We start from the raw sequence: 24,975 nt of genomic DNA, 5'->3' as shown, positions 1-24,975 counted from the left end.
CGTCACACCTCCGCCCCGGCACCGCGGACGAAGACCGGCTTGAGGTGCCGATCCGGCAGGGCCGCCGGCAGGTTCTCCCAGTCGATCACCTCCGAGACCACTCGCCGCGGTTCGACCAACCCGGACCCGGCCAGCTCCAGCGCCTCGGGAAGGTGCCCGCGGACGTTGTCCCGCGCGATCCGCAGGGTCACGCCGGTCAGGTACATCTCCAGCAGCGGCAGCTCGCCGGGGCGGAAGTGGTTGCCCGCGCTCTCGCAGACACCCTCCGGGACCAGCGAACGCAGCGCGGTGGCGAGCTGCTCGACCCGGCCGGTCGATTCGACGGCGAGCTCGAAGCCGTGCGGGATCGGTTCGATCTCCGCCGCGGTCCGGGCGCCGAAGCCGCGGGCGATCTCGCGGTGCCGCGGTTCCGGGTCCACGTAGAGGACGTCGGACGCACCGAGGGCGCGGGCGATGTCGCAGGCGTACAGGCCGATGCTGCCCCGCGCCACCACCAGGACCCGGGCGCCGGGCCTAGCCCGCAGGTGCGGCGCGACCAGCCGCCACGCCAGCGGCCAGTTGTCGCCGGCGGAGGCCATCGCCACCGGGTCGAGCCCGGCGGGCAGCGGCACCAGCATCGCGTCCGCCCACGGCACGCGGACCAGGTCAGAGAACAGCCCGCCCCAGGAGCCGCCCAGCGGAGCGCCGAACATCGCCATGTGCGGAACGGAGGTGCAGTGCGCCGACAGCCCGGCGCGGCAGCGCTCGCAGGCGCCGCAGGCGATCGCCCACGGCACCACGACCCGATCCCCCGGGACCACGCTCGCCACCGCGTCACCGACCTCCACGACCTCGGCGACGCATTCGTGACCGAGCGCGAACGGCGGTTCGATCGGCCCGTGCCCGGCCAGGATGGCCGAGTCGACGTCGCACGAGGTGGCGGCGATCGGCGCGACGATCGCGTCCTCGTCGGACCGCGGCCGGGGGTCCGGGACCTCCCGCCACTCGGCGAGCCAGCGCCCGACGTAGGTGAGCTCACGCATCGGAGCCCCGTTCCCCACCGGCGAGGGCGACCAGGTCCGCGTGCCGGATGATCTCGCCACCGGCACCCCAGCTGCCGTCGGGCTGCTCGTGCACCAGCACCCACACCCGGAGCGCGTCCGCCCGGCCCAGTCCCGCGGCCCGGAGCACGATCTCGGTGACCTCGGCGACCAACCCGGCCTTGCGGCGGTCCGACAACGCGCCCTGCGGCACCGTGACGTCCGCGCGGAAGCGGGGCTCGGCGTCAGCGGCGGTGATGAGCGCTCCCGCGGGCACTTCGCGCAGGTGGCTCCAGGCCAGCGAGCGGAAGAACTCGGTGTCCGGCGCACCTTCCCACTTCAGCAGGGCGGCGGCGAGGTCCCGCTGCACCTGGTTCCCGATCTCCGGCGGCAGGGCGCCCGCAGGGGCGGTCAGCTCGATCAGCGGCATGTCGATGCTCCATCTATAACGACTGTCATAACGACAGCGGACGCTATACTATGACGGCCGTTATAGCGAGGGGGTTCGATGAGCGACACGTCGTCGCGGCAGCAGCTGGTCGCCGGAGCCGCGGACATGATCCGGCGGCGCGGGCTGAACGCCACGAGCATCCGCGAGGTCGCCAAGCACTCCGGCGCCCCGCTGGGCTCCACCTACCACCACTTCCCCGGCGGCAAGGACCAGCTGGCCGCCGAAGCGGTCCGGCACGCCGCCGAGACGACGGCCCGCGCCCTCGACGCGGCCCTGGAGACCGGCGCGGTGGAAGGGTTGCGCACGTTCTTCGCGCTGTGGCGGGATGTCCTGGTGCGCACCGACTTCCGCGCCGGATGTCCCGTGCTGGCGGTGTCGGTGGAAGAACCGCAATCCGGCGGCGAACCGACCGCGGCGCTGCGGGCCGCCGCCGAGGCGTTCGACGGGTGGGAACACCGGCTCGCCACGGCCCTGCGGGCGCAGGGCACTCCCGAGGACCGGGCCGCCCGCCGCGCCGCGCTCGTCGTCGCGGCCGCCGAGGGCGCGGTCGCGATGAGCCGCGCCCGGCGCAGCACCCGCCCGCTCGACGACGTCGCCGCCGAACTGGCCGAACTCGTGGCCACCGGTGGCTGAGACGAGCACGGGCGACTTCGAGCTGAGCGGGGACGAGCTGCGGGCGGTGGCGCGGTACGCGCTGCTCGCCGCGCAGGAGGTGCTGCCGGTGTTCGAGGAGTCCTGCCCGGGCGATCCCCGGCCGCGGGCCGCGATCGAGGCGGCGCGGGAGTTCGCCGACGGCGCGCGGCGGAGCAGGCTGCAGCGGGTCACCGCGCTGGACGCGCACCGCGCGGCGCGGGACGCGGGCACCGAACTCGCCCGCCTGGCCGCCCGATCGGCGGGGGACGCCGCCTCCGCCGCGTACCTGCACCCGATCGCGCAGGCCTCGCAGGTCGGGCACGTGCTGCGCGCCGCCGCGAGCGCCACGCGCATCGCCGAGCTCCGCGCCGGGGACGACCGCGAGGTCGGCACCACCGCCCTGGCGCGGTGGTGCCGCCTCGCCTCGCCGACCGTGATCGACGTGCTGCGCCGCTACCCCGCCCCGCCGACCGGGCGGAACCGCGTCTCAGAGCTCATGACGGCGCTGGACACCGCACTGCGCAGCACGTCCACATCCGACTAGACATGGTTCATCGATCAGCCATGTGGTCATTGCTCAATCACCCCGAGTCGGACCGTTAGGTCGTCCCGTTGATGCTGCTCGAACACCTTTCGTAGCTGTCTGATCGTCCACATCCGAACCGCATCATCGTCCGTCGTCGTCAGGAACTCGTCGAGAACGGTCCCCGGCGAATCGAGGGAGTCCTCCGGCCGCAGCATGTCACGCAGTTCCGTGAATTTCTGGGCGACGTTCACCGCGGACTCCGGCTGGTCTTGATGGTCCGACAGCCACCATGCCGTCGCGCGCAGCGGATCCAAGATCAATGAACGCATCTGTTCTCGTTGGCGAGCGCGAGCTTGCTCCTGCCATCCCATAACAGCCGTCCGTCGCGACGCATGCTCCTGTTCTTGGACAGCAGCCACGAACTCCGGATCCGCGTCCACCGACAAGCAATGTCCTTGCGCGTAGACCGGCGTACTCGAGACCTGATACCAGTTCGAAAGTTCAACGTTCAACTCAGCCCGCAAACGTTCACACTCGGTGATCCTATAGCGGACACTGATCTGCTCGGCTCGACGCATGACGCCGGCGGCGGCAATGTCGACTGCCGCCGGATGGTGAGGATCCGATCCTGCCCACCGCACCCAGAACGTTAACTCCGCCCGAAAGCGAAAGGACTCATCGGCGCTGGCGAGATCGAACGAAACATGCGACCGAGGGGCCGCGGCAGCGGCCGTCTCACCCCGTACACCCAGCTGCTCGCGGAGCTCACGCGCGTATCTCCGATTGGCTCGACGCCGTCCGAGGGCCGCCACCTTTTACTCCTGCTCCCAAATCGGATCAATCTCGTCCAAGCGAGTCCACAGGAGCCGGACGACTGCAAAGATTCCCTCACCTCGTCCCTCCTCGGCTGCCGCAGGTTGCAGTCGGCTGGCGTACCAGAGCTGCGCGATCCTCTGCGAGCTGCGATCGGTAGCTTGTACGAGTGGCTCCACCATGGACTCGCGCTCTTCGGGCGGAGCTTCGACGGCAGCTTCCAACCAACTCTTGAGCAGCGGCCGTAGTTCGTCCGGCGGCATCGCCCCCAGTGCACTTCGCCAGAATGTCTCGGCGGATTCGACATCGGAGCCCCAGGGAAGGCTCTTCAGCATCCGACTAACACTCTCCGCCAGCACACACAAGCGCCTATCGTCAGCGCCTTTGAACCACTCCGACAGATACCGCAGCCCCCTCGCCAAACCCACAGCGGTGCAGATTTGACAAACAGAATAAACGACTGCACGACGCACTTCTTCGTCGCCGGATTTTGCAAGATGCTTCAGTCGGGTAAATGCATTACGGGGGAAGTGCTCCCCCAGTCCAGAGCATACTTCAGCAGCCAATAGCTGCAAATTCGAATCGCTACTTCTCGACCATTCCCAGAGCTGTCGACGCACATCGCTTCCGATCGCCGAATCAGTGGCGGTCATCGTCACCAATCGCACCGCGACGGACCGCCGGTAGCGGACCCCCTCCGCGCTTCCGGATCCCTGCCGATCGACCTTGGACCACTTAGACGCCAACGAAGTAGCGATGCGAAACCCGTTCCTCATAGCAAGATCTGCAGCGCGGTCCGCGATTTTTTCCAACGCCTCCCGAGACAATCCAGCCATATTCCTGGGGAGCTCGCTCAACCACTCGAAGACTGGTTCTCGCACATCCGGATGTTCGCTCCAGAAGTACTGGATCACATCGATCGCAAATCCCTGAGGACGAAGCGTCCTACCACGAAGGTCGAACCATCCTTCGTCCGCTTCAGCCAGGCGAAGAAGCCTGGAGTAGGGACTCGGCCGAAGCAACGGAACGAGCTTTTCCGCAGGCAAAACTTGACTGTAAGCGAGCAACTCGTCCGCGGCTTCCACGATGTGCATCAAGGGAGCCTCTTCCAGCACCGCAGCCGCAATGAGCATCGCGATCCACTCGGTATCTCCCTCCTTCTGCCTAGCGCCTACGACATTTCGGAGAGTGTCCGGTTGGAACGAATTTCGTTGACGTAGTTCATTCAGAATACCCTGCCGCAAGGACTCACCTGCGTCAATATCCTGTCTCACGGCCCCAGCAAGCGCGCTGATCGCGGGCGGCCACATCTCTTCGAGCTGACCAACCACATCCGGGGCGTCCTCGAGTTCGAGTTGACAGTCGATGCCGACGTGACTGGACAAGACTTTGATCGACAACGGTTTCTCCAATGAGCGAACCCGCCCTGGCACCAACTGTTCGAATTCGCGGTCTCGCCCGAGAGGGAGAATCAACACCAGGTAGCTCTCGTACTCTTCCAGCTTCCCGATGAATCCCACCAACGTGCGCCGGACCAGTTTCAAATCCTGTTCGGACGAACCTCGCAAATCGATGACGAGCACCGCCGGCTCGCCCTCGACCAAAAATTCCTGGGGAGCCAAGCCCGCTTCCGGATCAAAAAACTCCTCACGGACGTTGAGCTGTTCGTTTATGGCGCGAAGCTCTTGACTTAATCGCAGACTAGCCGAAAACTGACCCGACTCCTCGACGGGCGAAGAAAGCAACAACACCCGGCGATTCAACAGCACCTGGAAGGCTGTCTCGGGTTCACCTTCCGCCGCCAACCCAAGCAATCCCGACGGTGCGACATACATATTCGCAAGACTTTCCAACGCAGCCGGATCCTGAAGACCACGACCACTACGCTTCTCCGCACCTGACCGCGCAAGAACTTCACCAAGATCAGGAAGACCAAAAAAGGACGCACCCCGGAAGTCGCCGCCTTTAAACAACGACTGATCAATATCTCTCGATGCCTGCGCGTTTCCTGCCCCAACAGCAGCCAGCTCTCCACCGCGGGATCGAACACCATCGTCGATTCGAACATCATCCTTTCCCTCAGTTGATTGGACGGTTTCCGGAATATTGTTCACCTCAGTCGGGATTTCATGACGCCCGGACATGACCCGAAATTCGTCCATCGAATCCCGTTCGGGCATGTTGAATCCATCTACGTTATTCAAGCTCATGAGCACCTCAGCCTTGCTTCTCGTCATGCCGCGAATCGACTCGACTCCCGCTCGATGGGCCAAAATTGGCGTCACCGCGGGTCCGAAACTCACCGGAGAACTCCTGCTTCCCCACCGACCGATCGATGTCGCCGCCGGCCGCCGTGTTCCCATTTCCTCGCACCGCAATTCCATAGTCGGCACGCACCGAGTGGTCGTGAATACCACCGTGCACGTCACGCGCCTGGGTGACCTTGTCCGCCTGACCGGCGAATTTATTCGTCACGACACTCTCCATTTGATCAATTCGCTCCGCAGCATCATTCGAAGACTCGAGTTGCCCACGCAGTAAGCCCGACACGAGCAGATCCCCGGAAAGAACAGGCACACGCAGATAACCTTTACCCGAGTAGTCCTTCGAATCGATGATGAGCGATGACGCCACGAACTCACTCGGCCGCCGCGCGGTCCGGCCAGCGCGAACGACATGTTCCATGATCGATTCGGACAGCACCACAGCGACGAAGGTGACCTCGGGATCCGAGTTTTCCAGCAGCGCCCTCACTGGCTCCGCGTCGACCATCCGTCCCGACTCCACCATCATGCCACCAGTCGGCGAGTCCGCGATGATCTCATTGAAGGATTGAACCGGGCCCAGGTGAAGGCTCGCCCGCAGCCTCAGTTCGATGCCGTCAGCTCGAAGACTTCCCGAGAGCTGCCGCAACGTAGCCTGCAACGAATCAAAGAACTTGTCCACCACCGGGACGATGAGGTCCGGACTGAAACCGATCAGATACCCATCTCCGCGAAACGCGCGAAACATGTTGTCACCGATCAATTCCGAGATGCCCGCTCGCCCACATGCATCTTTCAGAATCTCGGGAAGAAGCGCGACGATCCGTTCTTGTTGGACATCGTTGTACCCGCTGCCGAACCTGCGCACGTCGACGGCGAGAATTCCGGTAAGGGTTCCGATCCCACTCGCACTCTCTGAAACCACTTCAAGGCCTTCCTGCTCCGCAATATCCACGGGAGCAGACCCTGCCGGGCGATCACCGATCGTTCTGTCCAGCACTGGACACAGCGAGACGCTTCAGGGCTGTGGGATCGACCACGTGCAACCTGCCTCGAGACGTGCGGATGACTCCCGCTGTCTTCCACGCCGCCAGTACGGGTGTGATCGCCGATCGTGCGAGCCCCAGCGCCGAGGCCAGTTCTTCCTGGGACATTGCAATCGTGTCAGCACGAGGGTGGTCAGGGCCGGCAGCATCGAGCAGCGCTCCGATGAGCTCAGCGAGACGCACCGATGCGGACCGGTGTGCCAACCGCCAGGCGCGCGATGCACTTTCGCGCATCTTGCTCACGATGTACGCGGAAATCCGCTCGCTCAGACCGAAGCGCTGCACGAGCTCGCCGAAACGGCGTTCTGATAGCTTCGAGGTGATACCGGGCTCCACCGCCTGGACCGTTGCCGACCGCGGTTGTCCGTCCCGGCCGGAAAACTCACCTAACAGGTCGCCCGGGCCGCGGACAGCGAGGACCAGGTCCCGCCCGTCGGGCTCCGTGTACACCACCTTCAGCCGACCGGCCAAGCACAGCAGCAACCAGCCACCTGGTTCTCCTTGGCACAACAGGCGTTCACCTGTCGTGTGCTGCCTCCGCACGCCGTGCTGAACGAGCTCTGCCCAGGCTTGATCAGGTAGGAGCGCACGAAACCCGCGCGTCCGCCGTGTCGCCGCATCGTTGCTCACGGGTTTCGTTCTAGTTGCCGCTCCATGCTTTGTGGAGCAGTTGGCACAACGACACTCAAAGAGCCTTGTCAACGATCACGTGCGGTGATCCAGCGAGCACCATTACCAGCTCTCGTCATCAGGCAATCACGAGATCAGGTCATCCTTGGCGCGCCGCCGGTAACTACTTCTCCACTCGTTCTGCGAGGATGCCGGATCAGGCCAGACCTTGTGGTTGGAGCAGGTGCGGCGCGGGCGAAGTCGATGCACCCGCCCGCGCCGCACATCTGGTCGGAACTCCCGTCACCCCGGCCGGTTGCCGGTGGGGATGGAGATGCTGATCGGGTAGTCGCCGCGGGACAGGAACAGCAGCACGGCCTGCCGCAGCACTTCGTCGAACATCCAGTAGGCCTGCTGCGAGCCGGGGAAGTTCTGCAGCAGCCCTTCGCGCACCGCGATGAACGGGCCCCACAGCGTGTTCAGCAGCGGGTCCCAGATCGGCTCGTCCGGGATCATCAGCCACCGGGCGACCTGGTCGCCGAGCATGAACCGGGTGAGGGAGCCGATCACCGGCCTGCTCAGGATGGAGCCGTCGATCTCCTTGCCGAAGTCCATCAGGATGTCCGCGAGGTTCACGCCTTCCGCGGTGGGCGCGAGGATCGGGGTGAGCACCTGGTCGGCCTGGAGGTTCGCCTGCTCCCAGGACGCGGGGATGTACTCGTCGGCGATGCCGAGCATGTGCGCGCACAGCTGCCAGGAGTGCAGGTACGCCTCGGACTCCTCCGGTGGGATCGGCACGTTCCACTCGACCATCTTGCGGTTCACGGTGGTGGCGAGGCTGTGCCAGGTGACCATCATGTCGGCCTGGCTGATCGGGATGTCCTCGGGCGCGACGTCGGCCCAGTTCGACGACTTCGGCAGCAGGTTGCGCACACCTGCGTGGGTGAGCCGGGTCTTGACGCAGGTGACGATCATCGAGCCGTCGTCGGAGTAGGCGTTCGGGGTGCCGATGTCGTAGCCGAGCTTGGCGGTCTTGGTGATGCGGTCCTTCATGTTCGCGCCGCCGTAGGAGTGGTAGACGGCGCGGGCCTCCTTGGGGATGACGGTGCTCATCATGCCGCTGGCCATGCCGTAGAGGACGCCGAGGTAGAGCCCGCGCTTCTCGTTGAACCGGTAGGCGAGGTCGAGCTTGCGCTGGTCCGCCCACTCGGGTTTCCGGCGGGCGTCCTCGATGAAATCGCGCAGTTCGGTCGGCAGGCCCTTCGGCAGGTCCTGCGCGTTGGTGGTCCACTCGCGCAGCAGTTCGTTGACGCGGGGCACCGCGCCGCTGTCCAGCAGCGAGCCGACGAGGGGGTCGGCGACCTCGTCCCAGACCCACCGCGGGTCGGCGCCTTCGCCGGTGCCGACGACGGAACCGCTGGGTTGCCAGGTCCACGCCATGGCGGGTGCGGCGGTGCTCAGCGCGCCGAGCGCACCGAGAGCGCCGCCCGCGGCGAGCAGTCCGCGCCTGCCGAGCCGTCCGCGCTTGCCTGATTCGCTCATGTCCGGAACTCCTCCTCGAGTTCGTGGATCGCGAGGTGCGGGGTTGATCGCGTGCAGCGAGGTACCGCGCCGCGCGGTGGGGCCCGCTTCGGGCCATCGCACCGGTGCGCGTTTGGTACGATGAAACAAGATCCGCTACCGCGTATCAGGAAGCGAAGCACAGGACGCTCCCCGGCACCAGACCCGAATCCGCGTGCGGCCCGCATTCCCACCGTTCACCGGGATCCCGCTCGGATGGAAGGAGGAGCACCGTTGCTCCGATGGCACTCCCGCCGCTCGCCGGCCCGGGTCGCGCGATCCGGGTTCGGAGCGCCGCGGAACCTGTACGGTCCGAGACCATGACGCCGCACGACCCCGAATCGCTGCTGGAGCGCGCGTTCACCGAGGCCGTCGACCGCGTCGAGGACCCCGACGACACCACCGCGCGCGTGCTCGACGCCGCCTACGAGCAGTTCTGCCGCCTGGGGTTGCGCCGGTCCACGATGGAGGACGTGGCGCGCCGCGCCGGGGTCTCCCGGATCACCGTCTACCGCCGGTTCGCCACCAAGGACGCGCTGGTCGAGCACGTGGTGCGCCGCGAGTTCCGCCAGTACTTCGACCGGTTCCGGACCGACATCCGGCACGCGCGCACCGCCGCGGACCGGGTGGTGCTGGGGTTCGCGAGCGCGCTGCGCGCCATCCGCGGCAACCCGCTGATCGGCGGCCTGATGGAGGTCGAGCCGGAGGTGCTGGTGCCGTCCATGCTCACCGACGGCGGGCGGACCATGGCCGTGGTGCGGCGCTTCCTCGCCGGGCAGCTGCGCCGCGAGCAGCGCGCCGGGCAGGTGCCGGAGCGGGTGGACGTGGACGTCGTCGCCGAGCTGATGGTCCGCGTGTCGGCGTCGTTCCTGGTCACGCCCAGCGAACTGGTCGACCTCGACGACGACGAGCAGGTCCGCGAGGTGGCCCGCCGCTTCCTGGTGCCGATGCTCGCCGAACCGGGCGCGGGCTGAGCGGCGGCCGCGAGGCCGCGATCACCCGTGGCAGGTGCAGGACGGCGCTCAACCTCAGCAGGCACGGGCGGAGCTCGGCCGCGGCGATCTCGGGGTCGCGGCCGACCGCGGCGGGCGCAGGGCCGCGATCACCCGCGGTGGACGCGGAACGGCGATCAGCCGCGGCGGGTGCGGGGGCCCTCGTACTGCTCCGCGGTGACCGGTTCCAGCCAGCTGGTCTCGGGGCGATCGTCGTCCGGCGCCTCCCACAGGGCCAGGTGCTCCATGAAGCGGTCGGGCGCGGCGCCGTGCCAGTGCTCCTCGCCGGGCGGGCAGTGCACCGTTTCCCCCGGCTGCGCCTCGAAGATCGTGCCGTCGCGGGTGCCGATCAGCGCCGTCCCGGCGACCACGTGCAGCGTCTGACCCACCGCGTGGTGGTGCCAGCGGGTGCGGGCGCCGGGCGCGAAGCGGGTCAGGTTCGCGCGCAGCCGCGAGGGTTCGGTGCCGACGTGGAGGACGTCGAACCACACGTCGCCGGTGAACCACTCGGCGGGCGCCCTGGTGGTGGCTCGCGGCCCGGTGAACTCCACGGCGTCTCCTCGGTGTCGGGCGGGAATCCGTGCCGACCACCCTAGACGCCGCGAGCACGACGGCGGCCGGCCCGCTGGTGCAGGCCGGCCGCCGGTTCGTGCGGGGTGATCAGCGAATGGCGCCGAGGGTCAGGGTGAAGACCTCCGGGTCACCGGCGTTGACCTTGCCGCTGTGGTCCTCGCCCGCGTTCGAGCTGACGTCGTCGTAGGCGAACGCGTAGCCCTTGCCGTCGGGCAGGTTCTCGTGCACCACGCGCGCGTAGTGGTTGGTGATCTCGTTCTGGTAGAACGTGGCCGGGTCCTCGTCCTGCGGCTGGTTCGGGTTGATCAGCAGCGTGGTGCGGTTGAACGCCGCCGCCAGCCGCGGCACGATCGCCAGGCGCTCCTGGGAGTCGCTCTCCGGGTTGTTCGCGAACGGACCGCTGTTGCAGCCCCAGATGTCCACCGAGGACGGCTTCTCGAACCGCTCCGAGCCGAAGACGAATGCGTCGCCCTCGACCTTGCCCTCGATGACGCCGAGGTCGTCGCGCTGGGTGTCGACGAAGATCGACTCACCGGCGTACTTGGAGTACACCTCGTCCACGTAGGGCTCGAGGTAGCCCTCGAAGTCGGCGGCGCGGTGGTTCGGGTTGAGCACCCGGACGACCTTGCCGTCGGCCTCTTGGACCAGCTTCGGCCAGTTCTCGCCCTGGTCGCGCAGGCCCTGGGCGACGCCGTCCAGCGCGCCGGTGGGCATGCCGGGGACGTCCTGCTCGCCGCTGCCCGCCTTCAGGTGCAGCGCGATGGGCGCGGCGACGAAGTCGACGTAGCTGATGTTCGCGTAGAGCTGCTCTTCGTTGAGGGTGAACTCGGCGAAGGTCCAGTCCTTGCCGTAGTTCGAGTCGTCCTCGGAGACGAAGTTGGGGTGCACCACGGAGGTCGTGCCGTCCGCGGCCTGCACCACCTGGAATTCCAGCTTGTCGTCGGTCACGAAGTACACCCGCGCGCCGTACATGCGCGGCACGGTGACCTCGACGCTGCCGTCGACCGGGATGGCGGGGTCCTCACCCAGCGGCTGCGGCTCGGGGCCACCCGCCTCCGGGAAGTAGGAGGTCCCGTCCTGCCGGATGAACACGGCCTTCTTCTCCGCGTCCGAGAATCCGGCGATGTAGGCGTGCGCCGTGGTGCCGGAGTTGTTCTGCAGCACGAACTTCAGGGTTTCCGGAGCGGCCGAAGCGAACGGGGCGTTGATCGCCTGCACCCAGAACGGCGTGGTCAGGGCCGCAGCGGAATACCCGAGAAACCGCCTACGAGAAACCATGGGGTTACCTCCAGAGACAAACTTGACCACCTCGGAAGGCGGCCGATCTTCTCGTGATCGATCCCGAAAGTCTGGCGGTCTAGACCTGCACTCGATACCTCCAAAAGGAGTACGTATTCACCAGCTTCAAACACGAATCAACGCGACCGCACAGAGCGATGGGAAAATCAAGAACGCGGCGACAACCAGCCACAAAACCGGGAAATCCGACCGCACGGCGGGATCGGGCGCGGCAGGCGCCGATTCCGTTCCCGTAAGCACGACGAAAGTCGGTGGGGATGCTCCCACCGAAGTGTGATTGCGCAGCACGGTCCGCCCGCAGAACAGAACGCGAAAGGAAACGCGGTACCGGGACCGCGTGAATTCGACCGCGGGTGCACCGCGCGACCGGAGCGGATCGCGGCCGGGAGGCCGGTCAGCTCGCCGGAACGGGCTCTTCCAGCAGCAGCCCGACCACCTGCCGCAGCTCGTCCTGGAGCCGCTCGATCTCCTCGTCGGCCCCGGCCAGCGCGAGCCGCAGCCCGCGCTGGAAGATCCCGTCGATCATGGCGTAGGCGATCCCGGACGAGGTCGCGGGCCGGGTCCCGGCGAGCTCGGCGCAGCGACCGACCACCTGCCAGATCATCTCCTCGCGGCGCCGGTCGATCTCCTCGACGTCGGCGCGGAAGGATTCCTCGAACAGGCTCTGGTTGCGCAGGTCGTACCACAGCCGGTGCAGCGGGGCGTCGGTCCGCATCGAGGCGAAGAACTCGGCGATGAACCCGTCCCGCAGTTCCGCCACGCCGGCGGCCTCCGCGATCACGCCGTCGTAGCGGGTGACGCACACGGCCTCGTACTGGCGGACGGCGCGGGTGATCAGGTCCTGCTTGTCCGCGAAGTAGTAGTGCAGGACGCCGTGGGAGAACTCGGACTTCTGCGCGATCTCGCGCAGGCTCGTCCGGGCGTACCCCAGGTCGGCGAGCGTGTGCAGCGTCGCCACGGCGAGCTCCGTGCGCCGCGCCTCGAACTTGTCGACCTGGCGGCGGGCCACCCGATTCTGCTTCGTCTCCGCGACCTCGGTCACTTGCCCGTCCTGTCGGCTGGTGCTGGCTGGTTCCGGCTGAGGGCACAGTCTAACGCCCTCGCTCACGAGCTTCCTTGACAAGCGTCCAAAAAATTCTTGACGACTGTCCAAAAATCCGCCTACGGTGTGATCCGCGCCGCACGGACGATCTTCCGAGCCGTGCGGAACCCCGATCTCAACGAGGAGATTCCCGGATGAGCAGTGAGGATCTGACCGGCCGAAGAGCACTGGTGACCGGCGGTGCGCGCGGACTCGGCGCAGGCATGGCCGAAGCGCTGGCGCAGGCGGGCGCCGCCGTGGTGATCGGCGACGTGCTCGAGGACGAAGGCGAGAAGACGGCGCTGGCGTTGCGCGAAGCGGGCGCCGAGGCGCACTTCGTCCCGCTCGACGTCACCGACGATGCGAGCTGGGCCGAGGCGGCCCGGCGCACGACCGAGACGATCGGCGGGCTCGACGTGCTGGTGAACAACGCCGGCGTCGAGATCACCAGCCTCATCGCCGACCTCGACCCGGCCGACGTGCGCCGGATGCTCGAGGTCAACGTGCTCGGCACCTCGCTGGGGGTGAAGCACGGGTTCCGCGCCATGCGGCCCGGCGGCGCGGCCGGGCAGGGCGGGGCGATCGTGAACATCGCGTCCGTCGCGGCGACCATCGCCTTCCCCGGCATCGCGATGTACTCGGCCACGAAGTCCGGCATCGACCGGCTCACCCGCGTCGCCGCCGCCGAATCCGGGAAGCTCGGCTACGGCGTGCGCGTGAACTGCATCTACCCGGGCCTGACACCCACCACGATGGGCAACCAGCTCGCGGTGGACTGCGCCGAGATCGGGTTGTTCCCCTCCCCCGAGGCCGCCGCGGAAGCGGTCGTGGGCCTCACTCCGCAGGGACGGCTCGGCCAGGTCGACGACATGGCCGACGCCGTGGTCTTCCTCGCCTCCGACGCCGCGAAGTTCATCACCGGCGCCGGGCTCCCCGTCGACGGCGGCATGGGCATGTGACCGCGACTCTCTCCCCCCCCCACCAGCACGGAAGGAAGCAGTGCATTGGCCACTGACAAGAAGGTCGTCGTCTACGGAGCCTCCGGCTACACCGGACGCCTCATCTGCGAGTACCTGCGCGAGTACGGCATCCCGTTCCTGGCGGCGGGCCGCGACCACCAGCGGGTGCGGGACGCGGTCGCCGCGGTCCCGGGCATCGACACCGTCGAGCACGAGGTCGTCGAGGTCGAGCACACCGCCGAAGCCCTCGCCGAGCAGTTCCGCGGCGCCTCGGTCGTGCTCAACACCGTCGGCCCGTTCGCCCGCTTCGGCCACGAGGTCGTGCAGGCCTGCCTGGAGATCGGCGCGCACTACACCGACACCAACGGCGAGCAGAACTGGATGATCGACGTCGAGCAGCGCTACGGCGCCGCGTTCGCCGAACGCGGGCTGCTGCTGACGCTGGGGCTCGCGCAGATGTACACCATCGGCGAGATCGCGGCGAACATCTGTCTGGAGACGCCGGGCCTGGACACGCTGGACATCCAGGTGTTCTGGAAGGGCCACCCCACGGTCGCCTCCACGAACACGATCCTCACCAACGCGGTGCTGGCCGACGCGTTCTACCTGGAGCAGAACGAGTACGTGCCGTGGCCGGCGGACCGCGGCACCTACGACGTGGTGGTGCCCGGCCACCACGAGGTCGGGCTCGCGCTGCCGTGGGGCGGCACCTCGCACCCGGTGTGGTTCAAGAACGACCCGCGGGTGGCGAACGTGCGGGCCCTGGGCGGGGTGTTCGACCGGTCGCTGATGCAGGCGGTGCCGCAGATCGTGGCCGGTGCGATGGAGCAGATGGACGGCCTGTCCACCGAGCAGAAGCTGGCGATGATCGACGAGATCTCCGCCGGGGTGCGCAGCGAGATGCCGCCGCGGGAGAACCCGCGCATCAACACCTCGCTGGACTCGGTGCACGCCTCCGGGCCGCTGGGGCGCGCGCACTGCGTGATCCACGGCAACTGCAACTACAAGCAGACGGCGCTGCTGAACGCGCACGCCGCCGCGGAACTGCTGCAGCAGCCGCCGCGGAAGGTCGGGTTCGCCTCCAGCTGCCAGGCGTTCGGGCACCGCGAACTGCTGGGCACGCTGCGCGCGTTCGGCCTGGTGCTCGACCCGATCCTGGAAGTCCACCGCTGACCGGCGGCGCCGGCCGTCCTGAGTGGACGGTCGGCGCCCCGCTCCGCACGACGCGGCGAGCGCCGGGCGCGCGCCGAGTTCGACAGATTGGCGATGAGCTGTGCAGCTGGCCGACTACTTGGACAAGGGCGCTTCCCTGGGCGGGGACCGGCCTTGCTTGACCACGGGTGCCGACACCCGTTCCTACGCCGAGGTGCAGCGGCTGTCCTGGCGGGTCGCCGGGGCGCTGCGCGGTTCCGGCATCGAACCCGGCGACCGGGTCGCGGTGCTGTCCGGAAACGACCCGGACGCGCTCACCTGCATCTTCGGCATCTCGCGGGCCGGGGCGGTGTGGTGCCCGGTGAACCCGCGGAACGAGGCGGCGGAGAACCGGCAGCTGCTGGAGCTGTTCGGCTGCCGCTGCCTGTTCTTCCAGGCGCGGTTCGCGCCGCTGGTGCAGCGGATCCGCGGCGAACTGCCGGAGCTGACCGAGCTGGTGTGCCTCGACGGGGAGGTCGAGGGCGCGTGGGAGTTCGGCGACTGGCTGGAGCGCCGGGCCACCCCGCCGGAGCGGGTGCCGCGCGCCGGGGACGACCTGTGCATGATCGCCGGGACCGGCGGCACGACGGGCGTGCCGAAGGGCGTGCGGCTGACCGCGACGAACATGCTCACCGCGACGGCGACGACGCTGATGAGCTACCCGTTCGGCGAGTCACCGCGCTACCTGGCGCTGGCACCGCTGACGCACTCGGCGGGGGTGCTGACCTTCCCGGTGCTGGCGCTCGGCGGCGAGATCGTGATCATGCCGGAGCCGGATCTGGGCGAGTTCCTGCGGCTGGTGCAGCGGCACCGGATCACGCACGCGTTCCTGCCGCCGACGGTGATCTACGGGCTGCTGGAGCACCCCGACCTGGACTCGACGGACCTCACTTCGCTGCGCTGCCTCTGGTACGGCGCCGCACCGATGTCACCGGCCCGGCTGGAGGAGGCGCTGACCAGGATCGGCCCGGTGCTCGGGCAGCTGTTCGGCCAGACGGAGGCGCCGAACATGATCGCGACGATGGCCCCGGCCGACCACTTCCGCCCGGACGGATCCATCGCCACCGAACGGCTCACCGCCGCGGGGCGCCCGAGCCCGCTGACCCAGGTGGCGGTGCTGGGCGACGGGGGCGCACCGCTGCCCGCGGGTGAGCGCGGCGAGATCGTGGTGCGCGGACCGCTGGTGATGGCCGGCTACCACGAAGCGCCGGAGGCGACGGCCGAGGTCAGCGCGCACGGCTGGCACCACACCGGCGACATCGGCTACCTCGACGCGGACGGCTTCCTGCACATCGTCGACCGCGCCAAGGACGTCGTGATCACCGGCGGGTTCAACGTGTACTCGGCGGAGGTGGAGCGCGCGCTGCTGGCGCACCCCGCGGTGCAGGACGCGGCGGTGATCGGGCTGCCGCACGAGAAGTGGGGCGAGCAGCTGACCGCGGTGGTGCAGCCGCGGGCCGGGGCGCAGGCGAGCGAGGAGGAGCTGCGGGCGTTCGTGCGAGAACGGCTGGGCGGGGTGAAGACCCCGAAGCGCATCGAGCTGTGGCCCGACCTGCCCCGGTCGAAGATCGGGAAGGTGCTGAAACCGGACATCAAGCAGCGGCTCACCGCCGAAGGCGGCTGACGGCCGCACGCGGACCGGTCCGCCCGCGCGGGGGGCGGGCGGACCACCCCGCGCTCAGCGGGCCACGTAGGCGCTCAGCACCGCCTGCACCTCGTACACGTCGACGCCCTTGCCGAACTGCTTCACGATCGGCTCGGCCGTGCCGGACAGCCACAGCTTCAGCTCGGCGTCCAGGTCGAAGGTGCCCGCCGTCTCCACCGCGAAGTGGCTGATGCTGCGGTACGGGATCGAGTGGTACTCGACCTTCTTGCCGGTCATGCCCTGCTTGTCGACCAGGATCAGCCGCCGGTCGGTGAACAGCAGCGAGTCGCGGATCAGCCGGTAGGCGGAGTGGATCTCCTCACCGCGGGCCAGCAGCCTGCCGTACTCCTGCGCCGCCGCGCGGGGGTCGATCTGCGACGCGTTCCCCATCATGCCGTCGAAAAGTCCCACGAACGCACTCCCCTGCAAGATCGAACTTCCCCTGCCACCAGGGTAGCGAAGCGCGCGGGCGCGGCGATCCGCCGTCCGCGGCCGATCCGGACGCCGCCGCGCGCGGCCGGGTTGGGAGACTGGGCCGGTGAAGACCGATCGATGCCCCTGCGGATCCGGCGACGTGTTCGCCGGCTGCTGCGAGCCGCTGCACACCGGCGAGCGGCGCGCGGCCACCGCCGAGCAGCTGATGCGTTCCCGCTTCGCCGCGTTCGCCGTCGGCGACGCCGAGTACCTGCTGCGGACCTGGGACCCGTCGACCCGGCCGGACGCGCTGGAGCTCGATCCGGCGCAGCGCTGGACCCGCCTGGACGTCCTGGACCGCAGCGGCGGCGGCCCGTTCGACTCGGCGGGCACGGTCCGGTTCCGCGCGCACTACCGGCTGGACGGCCGCGCCGGGTCGCTCACCGAGCACAGCCGCTTCGTCCGCACCGGCGGGGCGTGGTACTACGTCGACGGCGACCACGAGTGACTCAGTCCTCGGCGAGCAGCGCGTTCATCCGCTGCAGCACGTCCAGCTGCGCCCAGTTGTAGTACTCGACCATCGCCGGGACGACGACGGAGGCGGCGTGCGCCTCGCCGCCCGGCGCGGTCCGCCACGCGTCCCGCATCGCCGGGTACGCCTCGTACTGCCGGTGGAATTCGGGCAGGTAGCGCCGGGCGAGGTCGGCGCGGGTGGCCTCGTCGGCGTCCGCGGGCAGCTCCTCGAACTCGGCCTCGACCGGCAGCATGGGCCGGGACACGATCTCCTGCAGCGCGTCCATCACCTCGGGGCTGAACACCCTGGCGTACAGCAGCATCAGCGACCGGCCCGAGCGCGGTACGTCCTCGCCGATCCCCTCGAACCCGGGCGGCAGCTCGGCCAGCGTCCGGTTCCGCAGCACCGCCGCGAGTTCCTCCCGCATCCGCTGCTGGCGTTCGATGCTCGCGGCGAGCTCGGCGTCGAGTTCCCGCAGCGCCTGCTCGGCCCGGTCGTCCGGGCCCTCCACCACGGCGATCTCCGAGAGCGGGACGCCCAGGTCCACCAGCCGCCGGATCCGCAGCAGCCGGGTCAGGTGGCTGATCCCGTACTGCTTGTACCCGTTCGACGTCCGCTCCGGCTCGTCCAGCAGCCCGATCCGGTGGTAGTGCCGGACCGCCTTCACCGTCGTCCCCGCCAGCTCCGCCACCTGCCGCGTGCTCCACGTCATCGACATCCTCCCGCTCATACCCCTCAGAGACACCCTGCCCCGGGGGCAGGGTCAAGTGGGGGCCGCTCAGCCGGTCAGTCCGAAGGCGGAGGAGGCGGTGACGAGTTCGGCGTCGGTGAGGGAGCGGCCGGTGGGTTCGCGGATGCGGCGCAGCCGGTAGCGGACGGTGTTCGGGAGAATCCGTGGTGGCGGCGCACAAAGGCAGGGTCCGGTGGTGGGCGTTGTCGCGGCGCGGGAACGCGTACCTTCGCGAGCGGGTCCGGACCTCGCCGCGGCGGATGCGGTTCTCCGGCGGTGCTGCACCGGCCTCGGTGGCGCTACGGTGCCGATCATGATCGGGGTGCTCATCGATTCCCGCGGCACCGCCGGTCACCGCGTCGGCCGTGGCGGGGCGCCCGTCCCGCCTCGATCCCGAGGTCCGCTGATCCGATCGTCGACCGCTGTCGTCCAGGAGGTCCGCTGATGCCCCTTCCCTTCCACCCGTCCGATGGCGACCCGGTGCCGCCCGCGCTGCGCGGGTTCGCCCGCGCGCACGCGCACCTCGTGGAGCTGCACGAGGGGCCGGCTCACCTCGTCGCCCGGCACCGCGCCCCGGAGCGGCGGGTCGGGCTGGTCTCCGGTGGTGGTTCCGGGCACGAGCCGCTGCACGCCGGGTTCCTCGGCCGCGGGATGCTCGACGCCGTGGCGCCCGGCAGCGTGTTCGCCTCCCCGCACAACAAGCAGGTGCTGGCGGCCAGCCGCGCCGCCGCCGGGCCGGACGGCGTCGTGCACGTGGTGAAGAACTACACCGGGGACCGGATCAACTTCGGCATCGCCGCGGAACGGCTGCGCCTGGAAGGCGTCGAGGTGCGGCGGGTGCTGGTGGACGACGACCTGGCCACCGAGTCGGCGGACACGGCGACCGGGCGGCGCGGCACCGCGGCGACCGTCGTGGTGGAGAAGCTGCTCGGCGCGGCCGCCGACACCGGGCTCGGCGTCGACGAACTCGCCGAGCTGGGCGGCCGGTTCGCCGCGGCCTCGCGCAGCCTCGCGGTCGCGTCCCGCGCGCAGACCTCGGCGCACACCGGGGAACCGTCGTTCGCGCTGGACGCCGCGGAGCTGGAGTACGGCGTCGGCATCCACGGCGAACGCGCCCGCAAGACCGTCGCCCGGCCACCGCTGGAGGAGCTGGTGGAGCAGCTGCTGGACGAGCTCGTCGCCGGGCTGCCACCGGGACCGGACCGGGTGGTCGCCGTGCTCAACGGGCTCGGCGGCACCACCCAGCTGGAGCTCTACGGGCTGCACGACCTGGTCTCGGACGGGCTCGCGCGGCGCGGGTTCGACGTGGCGGGCGCGCTGGTCGGCACGCTGGTTCCCGCACTGGACATGGCCGGGTTCTCGGTGTCGGTGACCCGGATGGAACCGGAGTGGTGGCCCTGGTGGACCGCGCCCGCGATCACCCCCGCCTTCCCGCGCACCTCGGAGGAATCATGATCGACCAGGAGACCGTGCTGCGCCGGTTCGCCACCGCGGTGGAGGACGCGCACGCGCAGCTGACCGAACTGGACCAGCGCAGCGGCGACGGCGACTTCGGCGACAACCTGCGCACCGGGGTGCGCGCCGCGGTGGCCCGCTTCGACACGGTCGGCGGCCCCGCCTTGGACGCGTTGGGCGAGGTGTTCCTGGACGAGGTGGGCGGCACCAGCGGCCCGCTGTTCGGACTGCTGTTCACCGAGATCGCCCGCGCGCTCGCCGAGTCGGACGACCTCGCCGGGTTCCGGGCCGGGACCGGCGCGGGGCTGGCCGCGATCCAGCGGGTCGGCGAGGCGGCGGTGGGCGACCGGACGCTGGTCGACGCGCTCTCCCCCGCCGTGGACGCCGCCGAGCAGGGCTTCGCCGCGGCGGCCCGCGCCGCCGTCGAGGGCGCGGAGGGCACCGCGCGGCTGCGGGCCCGGATGGGCCGCGCCAGCTACGTCGGCGAACGCGCGGTCGGCGAACCGGACCCGGGTGCGCTGGGCATCGCGCTCCTGTTCTGGGCCTTCGCCGCCGCCACCGACCCGGCGGACGCCCCGCCCGCCCCGCTCCCCCGCTGATCACCGGGTGAACGGCCCGCTCACCCGTTCTCCCCGGGCGAGTGGGTCGTTCTGTTGCACGGCGGTTTCCGGGTGAATGGCCCATCGGACCTGTCTCGCTGGGCGAATGGGCCATTCACCTCGGACGGTCCTCTCGATCGGGTGAGCGGGGAATGAATCACGGCCCGGCGTGGTTGCGGCCGGGTATGAGCGACGAGAACGGCAACGTGCCCGACTGGGTGCGGCAGCAGGTCGAGCAGATCGGCCGCACCGGCACCACCGAAGGCCTCGAAGTGCGCGGCGCGCCGATCGTGCTGCTGACGCTGCGCGGCGCGAAGTCCGGCAAGCTGCGCCCGACGCCCGTGATGCGCGTGGAGCACGACGGCAGCTACGCGGTGGTGGCCTCCAAGGGCGGCGCCCCGGAACACCCCACCTGGTACCACAACATCAAGGCGCACCCGGACATCTCGTTGCAGGACGGGACGACGATTCGCGACTACTCGGCCCGCGAGGTGTCCGGCGAGGAGCGCGCGCAGTGGTGGGAGCGGGCCGTGGCCGCGTTCCCGTCCTACGCGGACTACGCGGAGAAGACCGACCGCCTGATCCCGGTGTTCGTGCTCGACCCGAAGTGACGTGGCGGCGCTCGGTCGCGTTGCCGCGGCCGAGCGCTCCCACCGGGTCGGCGGCCTGATCTCCCACGCCGGAACGTCGTCCGCCACCGGCCCGATTCCGTGCCGCCAGGCCGAGTTTCCGTCGCCAGACCAAGTTTTCGCCAGCAGTTCCGGACGACGGACCCGATTCCGCGCCACCGGCCCGTTTCCCGGCGCGAGCCCGATTTCCCACCGCTGGACCGTTTCCGCAGCACCACCCTGTGTACGCGGCACCGGTCCCGGTCACCCGAGCCGGCCGGCGCGACACCACTCTCCCCGCATCGCACCGCCGAGCCCACCGCTACGCCGCGCCGTCGGCTCCCGCGGTGATGCGCCGGATCGCGTCGAGGGTGAGTGCGCGGTCGTCGCCGGACCTGGTGCCGAGCGCGCGGTGGATGGTGAGCCCTTCGATGAGCGCGTCCAGCTGCCGGGCCGTGTCCGCGCCGAAGTGGCTGCCGAGCGCATCCTGGCTGCGCCGCATCCACTGATCGATCAGTTCGCGGTAGGCGGGTTCCCTGGCGGCGAGCGCGTAGAGCTCGTGGGTGAGCACCAGGTCGGCCCGGGTGGCGAACAGGTCTTCGTGGATGAGGTCGGCGACGGCGAGGCGTGCTTCGTCGATGTCGTGCGCGGCGCCGAGCCGCCGTTCGAAGCGGGCGATGACGGCGCCGGTGAACCGGGAGAACGCTTCGCGGAGCAGTTCGTCGATGCTGGCGAAGTGGTAGGTCATCGAGCCGAGCGGCACGTCGGCGCGGGCGGCGATCTTGCGGTGCGAGGTCCCCGCGACGCCTTCATCGGCGATGAGCGCCAGTGCGGCGTCGATGATGCGCGCCCGCCGCTGCGGGTCGAACCGGCGGCTCTTCGGTGGCATTTCCCGCGTCACCTCGACAGACGGTAGTCGATGGGCGACGTCGCGTCCGGTGCGGGTCCGGTACGACGGCGCCCGGCCGTCCCCGGAAGCTGCTCACGTACGATCGTACGCATCACTGCGTACGCTCGTACGCAACGGCTTGCGTGCACGCCGCGACCGAGAGGAACCATGACCGAGCAACCGGGCTGCGGCGCGCCGCCGGCCGTCCCCGCGCCCGCCCGCCGCCGCGCGCTCCAGTGGATCTTCTTCCTGCTGGGCGTCTCGCTGGCCTCCTGGGTGACCCGCACTCCCGCGATCCGCGACGCGCTCGCCGCGTCCACCGGCGAGATGGGCCTGGTGCTGTTCGGCCTCTCCGTCGGATCGATGACCGGCATCCTGTCCGCCGGACCGCTGGTGCGGCGGTTCGGCACCCGGCCGGTGATCGCGGTGAGCATGGCGCTGGCGGTGACGGGGCTCGCCGTGCTCGGCGCGGCGACGGCGCTCGCCACCGCGGCCGGGGCGTTCACCGGACTGCTGCTGTTCGGCCTGGGCATGGGGTGTTCGGAGATCGCGACGAACGTGGAGGGCGCCGAGGTCGAGCGCCTCGCCGGTCGCCCGCTGATGCCGTTGCTGCACGGCACGTTCAGCGCCGGGACGGTGGCGGGCGCGGTGCTCGGCATGCTGTTCACCCGGGCCGAGGTAGCCGTCGAGTGGCACCTGCTGGGCGTCGCGGTGCTCGCCGGGATCATCACGACCGCGGTCGTCCCGGCCGTGCCGACCGGTTTCGGCAAGGAGCGCGGTGGCCGGCGCCGCGGCGCCGGAGCCGCCGCGCGGGAGCAGTTCGCGCTGTGGACGCAGCCGCGGATCGCGCTGATCGGCTGCGTCGTGCTGGGCATGGCGCTGGCGGAGGGCGCGGCGAACGACTGGCTGCCGCTGCTGATGGTGGACGCGCACGGTTTCGACCCCGCTTCGGGGACGGTCCTGTTCGCGGCCTTCGCCGCGTCGATGACGACCGGGCGCTTCGCCGGTTCCGCGCTGGTGGTCCGGTTCGGGCGCGCCGCGGTGGTGCGGGCGAGCGCCGGGCTGGCGGCGCTCGGGCTGCTCGCGGTGATCTTCACGTCGAGTACGGTCGCCGCGTCCGCCGGGGTGGTGCTGTGGGGTTTGGGCGCCGCGCTCGGGTTCCCGCTGGCGATCTCGGCCGCGGGAGATGGCGACGGGGATTCCACCGCTCGGGTCAGCGCGGTCGCCACCGCCGGTTACCTGGCGTTCCTCGTCGGGCCGCCGCTGCTCGGTTCCCTCGGTGACCACTTCGGACTGCGGTACGCGATGATCGTGGTACTGGTGCTCGTCGGTTGCGCGGCGCTCACCGCTTCGGCCGTGCGCGGCCCGTCTCCGGCAGAAGGAAGGTGAACCCGGTGTCCACACGGGAACGACCACTGCGGTGGATCGCGGTGGTCTGCGGCCTGATCGGTGCGGTCGCGGCGGTGCTGCTGCCGTTCCTGCCCGTCCGGTTCGAGATCACCGAGCTGCGCTGGCCGACCCCGCAGGGCACCCAGGCGGTGTCGGCGCCGCTGTCGGCGTACGAGCCGATCCGGCTGGACCTGGAGGTGCCGTGCGCGACGGCGCGCGGCCTCGACGAGCGCAGCCCGGACCCGGCGGTGCTGCTGAGCACGAATCCGCCGAAGGCGGAGTACGGCGACCTGACCGGTCTGCGGCTGGACGTGCACGACGGGCAGTTGCGGCTGATCTCGCAGGGCCAGCAGCTCGGCACCGCGCCGCTGCCCACCGGGGACTGCACGGTCCGGGTGCACGCCGACGGCCACGGCACCGACGCGGAGGTCGGCGACGAATCCTTCGCGCACGTGCGCGGGGACGCCCGGCCGCAGCTGACCGGCATCTACTCCGATGTGGACGGTGCGGTCGACGACGTGCGCGGGCTGTCGTTCTCGGCGCAGGTGGACGACCGCTACGACAGCCACCCGACACCGTTGAAGGTCGCGGCGATGGTGGTCGCGGTGCTCGGTTGTGCCGGGGCGCTGGTCGCGCTGCACCGGATCGACGGGCTCGCCGGGCGCAAGCCGGTGCGGCTCGGCCGGAGCCGGTGGAAGCCGACCGGGCGGGACGCGGCGGTGGCGGCCGCGCTGCTGGCGTGGTGGTTGATCGGGGCGATGACCTCGGACGACGGCTACTTCCTGACGATGGCCCGGGTCAGCGGTGATCTGGGGTACGTCAACGACTTCTACCGGTGGTTCTCCGGTCCGGTCGCGCCGATGGGCTGGTTCGTGGAGCTGCAATCGGCGTGGGTGTCGGTGTCCACGGCGACGCCGTGGCTGCGGGTGCCCGCCTTGCTGATGGGACTGCTGAGCTGGGTGCTGATCAGCCGGTTCGTGCTGCCGCGGCTGGGCCAGCGGGTCCGCCGCAGCCGTGCGGCCGGGTGGGCGGCGGCCGCGGTGTTCCTCGCCTGCTGGCTGCCCTACGACAACGGGCTGCGCCCGGAACCGGTCGTGGTGGTGCTGGCGCTGCTGGCGCTGTGCGCGGTGGAGTACGCGGTGGCGACCCGCCGGTTGGCGCCCGCCGCGGTGGGGCTGATCGTGGCGGCGTTCTCGGTGGCGGTGAACCCGCACGGCATGGTCGCGGTGCTGCCGTTCCTGGCGGCCGCGAAGCCGCTGCTGCACCTGGTGCGGGACCGCGCGGAGCGGTTCGGCTGGGCCGCGGTGCTGAGCCCGATCGCGGCCGCGGGACTGGTGGTGCTGGTCGCCTCGTTCGGGGACCAGTCGTTGAAGACGGTCGCCGAGGCCACCGCGGTGCGTTCCGAGATCGGGCCGTCGCAGGCCTGGTACCAGGAGTTGAGCCGCTACGAGCTGCTGTTCAGCCAGTCCCCGGACGGGTCGCTGACCCGCCGGTTCCCGGTGCTGCTGCTGATCCTGTGCCTGGCGATGTGCGCGGTGGTGCTGCTGCGCCGCGGCCGCATCCGCGGTGCCGCGCTGGGGCCGAGCCGGCGGCTGCTCACGGTCGCCGGGCTGTACTTCGTGGCGCTGGCGCTGACGCCGACCAAGCACACCCACCACTTCGGCATCCTCGCCGCGGTCGGCGGCGCGGTGGCCGCGCTGACGGCGCTGGCGACGA

At 69.8% G+C, this 24,975-nt stretch carries 26 protein-coding genes; 12 read left to right on the top strand and 14 right to left on the bottom strand.

What is annotated here, in order from left to right:
• Nucleotides 1-2 precede the first annotated feature (2 nt).
• Together ABZ805_RS24680 and ABZ805_RS24675 are read right to left on the bottom strand one after the other, a co-directional pair.
• Nucleotides 3-1,022: an alcohol dehydrogenase catalytic domain-containing protein gene (locus ABZ805_RS24680; RefSeq protein ID WP_358444766.1), complete on the bottom strand. Its 1,020-nt coding sequence runs from the start codon at nt 1,020-1,022 to the stop codon at nt 3-5.
• Nucleotides 1,015-1,449 carry a tautomerase family protein gene (locus ABZ805_RS24675; protein ID WP_358444764.1) on the bottom strand — a complete coding sequence of 145 codons (435 nt, stop codon included), beginning with the start codon at nt 1,447-1,449 and terminating at the stop codon, nt 1,015-1,017. The genes ABZ805_RS24680 and ABZ805_RS24675 overlap by 8 nt, the downstream gene beginning before the upstream one ends.
• Before the next feature lie 78 nt (nt 1,450-1,527).
• Here ABZ805_RS24675 and ABZ805_RS24670 point away from each other — a divergent pair, with 78 nt between their 5' ends.
• Together ABZ805_RS24670 and ABZ805_RS24665 are read left to right on the top strand one after the other, a co-directional pair.
• Entirely contained in the window at nt 1,528-2,103 is a 576-nt protein-coding gene (locus tag ABZ805_RS24670; RefSeq protein ID WP_358444761.1) for a TetR family transcriptional regulator, read from the top strand.
• A complete protein-coding gene (locus ABZ805_RS24665) occupies nt 2,096-2,647 on the top strand; it encodes a putative immunity protein (RefSeq protein WP_358444759.1) in 552 nt (183 codons plus the stop codon). Before ABZ805_RS24670 ends, ABZ805_RS24665 begins: the two co-directional genes overlap by 8 nt.
• Before the next feature lie 26 nt (nt 2,648-2,673).
• On the opposite strand, the gene ABZ805_RS24660 is transcribed toward ABZ805_RS24665, so the two are convergent.
• The 5 genes from ABZ805_RS24660 to ABZ805_RS24640 all read right to left on the bottom strand — a co-directional run bounded on the left by ABZ805_RS24660 (nt 2,674) and on the right by ABZ805_RS24640 (nt 8,903).
• A complete protein-coding gene (locus ABZ805_RS24660) occupies nt 2,674-3,441 on the bottom strand; it encodes a hypothetical protein (protein ID WP_358444756.1) in 768 nt (255 codons plus the stop codon).
• 3 nt (nt 3,442-3,444) lie between these two features.
• Entirely contained in the window at nt 3,445-5,679 is a 2,235-nt protein-coding gene (locus ABZ805_RS24655) for a hypothetical protein (protein WP_358444753.1), read from the bottom strand.
• The gene (locus ABZ805_RS24650) at nt 5,660-6,661 is read right to left on the bottom strand and encodes a hypothetical protein (protein ID WP_358444750.1); all 1,002 of its coding nucleotides are present in this window, start codon (nt 6,659-6,661) and stop codon (nt 5,660-5,662) included. The genes ABZ805_RS24655 and ABZ805_RS24650 overlap by 20 nt, the downstream gene beginning before the upstream one ends.
• 22 nt (nt 6,662-6,683) lie before the next feature.
• Nucleotides 6,684-7,382 (bottom strand): Crp/Fnr family transcriptional regulator, encoded by a 699-nt coding sequence (locus ABZ805_RS24645; protein ID WP_358444747.1) that lies wholly within the window; start codon nt 7,380-7,382, stop codon nt 6,684-6,686.
• Between the two features lie 282 nt (nt 7,383-7,664).
• Nucleotides 7,665-8,903, bottom strand: a complete 1,239-nt coding sequence (locus ABZ805_RS24640) for an oxygenase MpaB family protein (protein WP_358444744.1) — start codon at nt 8,901-8,903, stop codon at nt 7,665-7,667.
• 338 nt (nt 8,904-9,241) lie between these two features.
• On the opposite strand from ABZ805_RS24640, the gene ABZ805_RS24635 reads away from it, so the two are divergent.
• Nucleotides 9,242-9,895, top strand: a complete 654-nt coding sequence (locus ABZ805_RS24635; RefSeq protein WP_358444741.1) for a TetR family transcriptional regulator — start codon at nt 9,242-9,244, stop codon at nt 9,893-9,895.
• Between the two features lie 155 nt (nt 9,896-10,050).
• Here the strand turns inward: ABZ805_RS24635 and ABZ805_RS24630 are convergent, their stop codons facing one another.
• The 3 genes from ABZ805_RS24630 to ABZ805_RS24620 form a co-directional block, all read right to left on the bottom strand.
• The gene (locus ABZ805_RS24630) at nt 10,051-10,464 is read right to left on the bottom strand and encodes a cupin domain-containing protein (protein ID WP_358444738.1); all 414 of its coding nucleotides are present in this window, start codon (nt 10,462-10,464) and stop codon (nt 10,051-10,053) included.
• Nucleotides 10,465-10,573: 109 nt separating this feature from the next.
• Nucleotides 10,574-11,764, bottom strand: coding sequence for a glycoside hydrolase family 64 protein (locus ABZ805_RS24625; protein WP_358444736.1), 1,191 nt, complete (start codon nt 11,762-11,764; stop codon nt 10,574-10,576).
• A 415-nt stretch (nt 11,765-12,179) separates the two neighbouring features.
• Nucleotides 12,180-12,827, bottom strand: coding sequence for a TetR family transcriptional regulator (locus tag ABZ805_RS24620; protein ID WP_358444733.1), 648 nt, complete (start codon nt 12,825-12,827; stop codon nt 12,180-12,182).
• Nucleotides 12,828-13,021: 194 nt separating this feature from the next.
• On the opposite strand from ABZ805_RS24620, the gene ABZ805_RS24615 reads away from it, so the two are divergent.
• From ABZ805_RS24615 to ABZ805_RS24605, 3 genes are all read left to right on the top strand, one after another.
• Complete coding sequence (locus ABZ805_RS24615) at nt 13,022-13,825, top strand: SDR family NAD(P)-dependent oxidoreductase (protein WP_358444731.1); 804 nt, start codon at nt 13,022-13,024, stop codon at nt 13,823-13,825.
• A gap of 45 nt (nt 13,826-13,870) precedes the next feature.
• On the top strand, nt 13,871-14,998 hold the full coding sequence (locus ABZ805_RS24610) for a DUF5938 domain-containing protein (RefSeq protein WP_358444729.1): 1,128 nt from the start codon (nt 13,871-13,873) through the stop codon (nt 14,996-14,998).
• 100 nt (nt 14,999-15,098) lie between these two features.
• Complete coding sequence (locus ABZ805_RS24605) at nt 15,099-16,640, top strand: long-chain fatty acid--CoA ligase (protein WP_358444726.1); 1,542 nt, start codon at nt 15,099-15,101, stop codon at nt 16,638-16,640.
• A gap of 54 nt (nt 16,641-16,694) precedes the next feature.
• Here ABZ805_RS24605 and ABZ805_RS24600 read toward each other — a convergent pair whose 3' ends face one another.
• Nucleotides 16,695-17,072 carry a PH domain-containing protein gene (locus ABZ805_RS24600; protein ID WP_358444724.1) on the bottom strand — a complete coding sequence of 126 codons (378 nt, stop codon included), beginning with the start codon at nt 17,070-17,072 and terminating at the stop codon, nt 16,695-16,697.
• A gap of 127 nt (nt 17,073-17,199) precedes the next feature.
• On the opposite strand from ABZ805_RS24600, the gene ABZ805_RS24595 reads away from it, so the two are divergent.
• Nucleotides 17,200-17,583, top strand: coding sequence for a YchJ family metal-binding protein (locus tag ABZ805_RS24595; RefSeq protein ID WP_358444721.1), 384 nt, complete (start codon nt 17,200-17,202; stop codon nt 17,581-17,583).
• Between the two features lies 1 nt (nt 17,584).
• On the opposite strand, the gene ABZ805_RS24590 is transcribed toward ABZ805_RS24595, so the two are convergent.
• Together ABZ805_RS24590 and ABZ805_RS24585 are read right to left on the bottom strand one after the other, a co-directional pair.
• Nucleotides 17,585-18,301, bottom strand: a complete 717-nt coding sequence (locus tag ABZ805_RS24590) for a MerR family transcriptional regulator (protein ID WP_358444719.1) — start codon at nt 18,299-18,301, stop codon at nt 17,585-17,587.
• Between the two features lie 66 nt (nt 18,302-18,367).
• Entirely contained in the window at nt 18,368-18,634 is a 267-nt protein-coding gene (locus ABZ805_RS24585) for a helix-turn-helix domain-containing protein (protein ID WP_358444716.1), read from the bottom strand.
• Between the two features lie 129 nt (nt 18,635-18,763).
• On the opposite strand from ABZ805_RS24585, the gene ABZ805_RS24580 reads away from it, so the two are divergent.
• The 3 genes from ABZ805_RS24580 to ABZ805_RS24570 all read left to right on the top strand — a co-directional run bounded on the left by ABZ805_RS24580 (nt 18,764) and on the right by ABZ805_RS24570 (nt 20,984).
• Entirely contained in the window at nt 18,764-19,774 is a 1,011-nt protein-coding gene (locus ABZ805_RS24580) for a dihydroxyacetone kinase subunit DhaK (RefSeq protein ID WP_358444713.1), read from the top strand.
• Complete coding sequence (locus tag ABZ805_RS24575; protein ID WP_358444710.1) at nt 19,771-20,373, top strand: DAK2 domain-containing protein; 603 nt, start codon at nt 19,771-19,773, stop codon at nt 20,371-20,373. Before ABZ805_RS24580 ends, ABZ805_RS24575 begins: the two co-directional genes overlap by 4 nt.
• 185 nt (nt 20,374-20,558) lie before the next feature.
• Complete coding sequence (locus ABZ805_RS24570; protein WP_358444707.1) at nt 20,559-20,984, top strand: nitroreductase family deazaflavin-dependent oxidoreductase; 426 nt, start codon at nt 20,559-20,561, stop codon at nt 20,982-20,984.
• 319 nt (nt 20,985-21,303) lie between these two features.
• Here the strand turns inward: ABZ805_RS24570 and ABZ805_RS24565 are convergent, their stop codons facing one another.
• Entirely contained in the window at nt 21,304-21,870 is a 567-nt protein-coding gene (locus ABZ805_RS24565; protein WP_358444704.1) for a TetR family transcriptional regulator, read from the bottom strand.
• Between the two features lie 168 nt (nt 21,871-22,038).
• On the opposite strand from ABZ805_RS24565, the gene ABZ805_RS24560 reads away from it, so the two are divergent.
• Together ABZ805_RS24560 and ABZ805_RS24555 are read left to right on the top strand one after the other, a co-directional pair.
• Entirely contained in the window at nt 22,039-23,259 is a 1,221-nt protein-coding gene (locus ABZ805_RS24560; protein ID WP_358444702.1) for an MFS transporter, read from the top strand.
• A gap of 5 nt (nt 23,260-23,264) precedes the next feature.
• Nucleotides 23,265-24,975: arabinosyltransferase domain-containing protein (locus ABZ805_RS24555; protein ID WP_358444700.1), on the top strand; the 1,711-nt coding region annotated here is incomplete at its 3' end.

The sequence above is a fragment of the Saccharopolyspora sp. NPDC047091 genome (assembly GCF_040643635.1).
Lineage (GTDB): Bacteria > Actinomycetota > Actinomycetes > Mycobacteriales > Pseudonocardiaceae > Saccharopolyspora_C.
This window is presented reverse-complemented; position numbering and strand designations above follow the sequence as displayed.